Origin of the sequence: Hydrocoleum sp. CS-953 (assembly GCF_002260545.1) — a bacterium.
GTDB lineage: Bacteria > Cyanobacteriota > Cyanobacteriia > Cyanobacteriales > Microcoleaceae > Trichodesmium.
This window is the reverse complement of sequence record NZ_LGSU01000640.1, coordinates 1-4023: the sequence shown is the minus strand read 5'-3', so window position 1 is coordinate 4023 and position 4023 is coordinate 1. Positions and strand designations below refer to the sequence as shown.

Sequence of the window (4023 nt, the reverse complement as noted above, 5' to 3'; positions counted from 1 at the left end):
TCCATAAAATCGGTACTCAATGAGTTACTAAACTCTGCAAAAGTATCAACATTACTTTCAAAACCTCTAAAGAGCAAAAATCCATAATTTTTAAACAGTTTAATAATTTCTTCTTTGTCAATTTCTAAAAGACTTATATTCTTTGTATTAATAATTTTCCTGCCTACTTTTTCTGGGAAAGATTGTATCTCTATCTTTTTATTTGTCAACATATTTATCTTCTAATTATTTCTGAGACTTTCGGAATTTTAAATTGGCATTATTCGCATTTATTAAGAGAAAATAATCTTACTCAAGTAAGTCTGGTTGCTGACGCACAATCATTTCGTAGAGAGACTGGAAACTAAACCAACCGAATTGATGGAAACCAACCTGACTATGGGTTAAACGAGCTATCTCATGGTCAATTAAAATTGGTTTTCCTGCCGCTTCAGCCATAAGTTGGGCCTGACAGGAGCGATCCATTGTAATAAACCACCAAGCTGCCTCATCTACTGAATGACCAACCGTAAGTAAACCATGATTTCTCAGAATTAATGCCTTTTTGTCTCCAAGGGTAGCAGCAATGCGCTTACCTTCATCTAGGTTGAGTACAACTCCTGTATAATCATCAAACAAGGCATGGTCTTCATAGAAAGCACAAGCATCCTGAGTTAGGGGGTCAAGAATGCGTCCCAGAGTTGACCAAGTTTTGCCATAGAGAGAATGAGCATGAGCTGCAGCATCCACATCAGGCCGTGCAGAATGAATTTGGGAATGAATNCAAGGGTAGCAGCAATGCGCTTACCTTCATCTAGGTTGAGTACAACTCCTGTATAATCATCAAACAAGGCATGGTCTTCATAGAAAGCACAAGCATCCTGAGTTAGGGGGTCAAGAATGCGTCCCAGAGTTGACCAAGTTTTGCCATAGAGAGAATGAGCATGAGCTGCAGCATCCACATCAGGCCGTGCAGAATGAATTTGGGAATGAATGGCAAAAGCTGCTTGGTTGACAGGTTTACTTCCTTTGACTACTTCACCCTTGTGGTTGACCAACAATAAATCTGAAACTCGAATATGACCAAAGTACATCCCCAAAGGATTAACCCAAAAATGGTCTGAAAATTCAGGGTCACGCACTGTGATATGTCCTGCCACTCCTTCGTCAAATCCATAACGAGCAAATAGACGAAATGCTGCTGCTAGTCGTTGTTGACAGTGGCGACGTTCATCTTCTAAACTATCAAATTTCAACTCTTGAAAAAAGTTTTTTTCCTGTATTTCTCGAAGATTTTTCTGAGATGTTTGATTTTGGCTTTGAGTCATTTTTTTATCTTGCTACAACGTTAATTGACTTTCAAGGATAATTGATAAATTTGATTCCCCACACTCCCTATCAAGAAAAAATCTAGGGACGTTCCATGTAAAACATCCCTAAAAGGGTTTTAGAAAAGCTCGATCAACTCTTTACCAATGGATAATTGATAATTAATCAATTCGGCTTTATTGCCTTCTATTTCAAGAGAAAAAGCGGTCGTTTGCGGAGCATTCCTTATATTCAATCAAGTACGGTTTTAACCAGGGGTAATTATCAATTATCAATTATCCATTATCCATTATCAATTATCCATTATCCATTATCCATTAATGAACTACATCAATACAGTTTGTTCAGTATTATCAGTCTCAGTGTTATTCATTTGAAACCTATCAGCATTAGGTAACTCTCTCTCCACTCGTCGTAATTCTGGAGTACGATAGGCAACTAATACTGCTCCCATATTCAATAGACCCATCAATACAAATAACAAAGCCATTCCTCTACCATCTCCTACTCCTATTATTCTGCCCACACTACTTGCCAAAATTCCATTTTCACTCATCAAAGGTTTAAACATAAACTCTACTAAAGGTGCTGCACTTAGATGGGTAATTACTAACAAAAACTTTTCCATCATATTCTGCAAAGCAAAAACTCGCCCTTGTAAATCTTGAGGTACTTTCTGTTGCCAAATAGTATGATTCAAGCTAACAACAATTGCCCTCGAAAATAAATAACCAAAACCACCAATTGCAGCCAAAATTACAGCAGGTTTTAATCCTCCCAGACATAAACATAATCCCTGGATAAATACAAAAACTAAAATAGCTTCTATTCTTCGTTTAGAACATCCCCATAAACTTACGATGACACTGCCTAATAACATTCCAATGCCACTAAAAGACATTACTATTCCTAGTTCTTTTTCTGAGGCAAAACTTAAAATCATTGGTAAGAATAAAACTTGCAATACTCCTGCACTTAAATAGATAACTCCAAAGAATATTGTCAACTTGCGCAAACCAGAACGGACTACTATATAATTCCACCCTGAAACAACTTCTTGCCATAACTCTTCAATACTTACTGTCCGTCTAATATTTTGCTGTTGCCTTCTAGGGAATTTGACAATTAACAGAGTGAAAAATGCCAGGAGATAGGTACTAAAGTCTATTAATAATATCCCGTGAAGATGAATTTTAATTATCAATAATCCAGCTATACTTGGACCAAGAATTCTTGCTGTTGCTATTGCACCTTGTACCATGCCATTCGCCCGACTCAAGTGTTGTGGAGGTACAAGTTGAGAGATTGCAGATATATAAGCTGGCCATTGGAAAGCGTTACAGACAGAACTAATACCTACTGCTACATAGATATGCCAAACTTGCAGTTGCCCAGAGAAGACTAAGAACATTATTCCTAATGCTGTTACCCCAGTAATTGAGTCACTGACAATCATTGCCCGACGGCGACTCCAGCGATCTACCATTGCACCAGCAAATGGTGAAATAAAGATACTAGGTAGATGAATGAATAAAGATAATAGGGCATAATGGGTAATTGAACCTGTTGTTTGATATACCCATACTGCTAGAGCAAATTCACTCAGACTAGAACCTAATAGGGAAAAAACTTGACCCAACCATATAAATATGAATGTTTGCATAACCTTGAGTTGCTAGATGAATGGAAATAGAGTCGAATGGCATTTATTGAGTTTGCTTAATAATACTTATTATAACTTGAGTATGGTGATTTTAAAATACTCAGTATGTATTAATCCAGGTATATATTAAGCCGTAATAATTTTGTTTTGTCTCTTGAACTTATTGAAAAATGCTATGGCTATTAAACAATTTCATTTTTGCCAGCTCGAATTAATTTTTTAGTAGTTACTCAGTAAATATACTTTTCGGANATGTATTAATCCAGGTATATATTAAGCCGTAATAATTTTGTTTTGTCTCTTGAACTTATTGAAAAATGCTATGGCTATTAAACAATTTCATTTTTGCCAGCTCGAATTAATTTTTTAGTAGTTACTCAGTAAATATACCCTGTTAAATTAGTCTCTAAAATTAATAACTAAATACAACGGATAATTTTTGGTTATTAATCAGAAAGTACCTCTATTTACTGTAACTACCTCTTATGGAAATGACTCAAAGATTAGATTGTCTTAATATTTTTATACTTTATTTTTATAAAATATTTTCTGTAATTCTATTCCTGAAAGGAACCTAAGAAATATTGTTGCAAACGACACAAAAAAATTAGATAAAATTAAATAAAGCAGGGAGTAGGGAATAGGGAGTCGGGAAAAATATTGGATGATTTCTGTAAGATAATTGATTTGATTTTTTGTTATTGGAGATATCTAATACTAAAATTTGAGGCGAATTTGTTCTTGGCAAATTTTCACTAAGTTAGCTCCAGCAGGGAGTAGGGAGTAGGGATTCGGGAAAAATATTGGATGATTTCTGTAAGATAATTGATTTGATTTTTTATTATTGGATAGGTTTAATACTAAAATTTGAACAGAATTTTCTCTTGGCAAATTTTCACTAAGTTAGCTCCAGCAGGGAGTAGGAAGTAGGGATTCGGGAAAAATATTGGATGATTTCTGTAAGATAATTGATTTGATTTTTTGTTATTGGAGATATCTAATACTAAAATTTGAACAGAATTTTCTCTTGGCAAATTTTCACTAAGTTAGCT

The 4023-nt window shown here is 35.0% G+C and carries 4 protein-coding genes and 1 pseudogene; all 5 read right to left on the bottom strand.

Annotated elements, in window-relative coordinates; all coding sequences use genetic code 11:
* Positions 1-212: pseudogene (locus AFK68_RS07230) on the bottom strand (TauD/TfdA family dioxygenase); the annotation flags it as partial.
* Positions 213-288: 76 nt separating this feature from the next.
* On the bottom strand, positions 289-762 hold the full coding sequence (locus tag AFK68_RS07225) for a class II aldolase/adducin family protein (RefSeq protein ID WP_371357270.1): 474 nt from the start codon (positions 760-762) through the stop codon (positions 289-291).
* 1 nt (position 763) lies between these two features.
* Positions 764-1307: class II aldolase/adducin family protein (locus AFK68_RS07220; protein ID WP_143437654.1), on the bottom strand; the 544-nt coding region annotated here is incomplete at its 3' end.
* Positions 1308-1633: 326 nt separating this feature from the next.
* Complete coding sequence (locus tag AFK68_RS07215) at positions 1634-2971, bottom strand: MFS transporter (RefSeq protein ID WP_094672172.1); 1338 nt, start codon at positions 2969-2971, stop codon at positions 1634-1636.
* A gap of 717 nt (positions 2972-3688) precedes the next feature.
* Positions 3689-3862 carry a hypothetical protein gene (locus tag AFK68_RS36395; protein ID WP_168186357.1) on the bottom strand — a complete coding sequence of 58 codons (174 nt, stop codon included), beginning with the start codon at positions 3860-3862 and terminating at the stop codon, positions 3689-3691.
* Positions 3863-4023 lie beyond the last annotated feature (161 nt).

Coding starts and splice junctions, on each gene's coding strand:
- AFK68_RS07215 (WP_094672172.1), bottom strand. CDS start 2,971: ATGCAAACATTCATATTTATATGGTTGGGTCAAGTTTTTTCCCTATTA.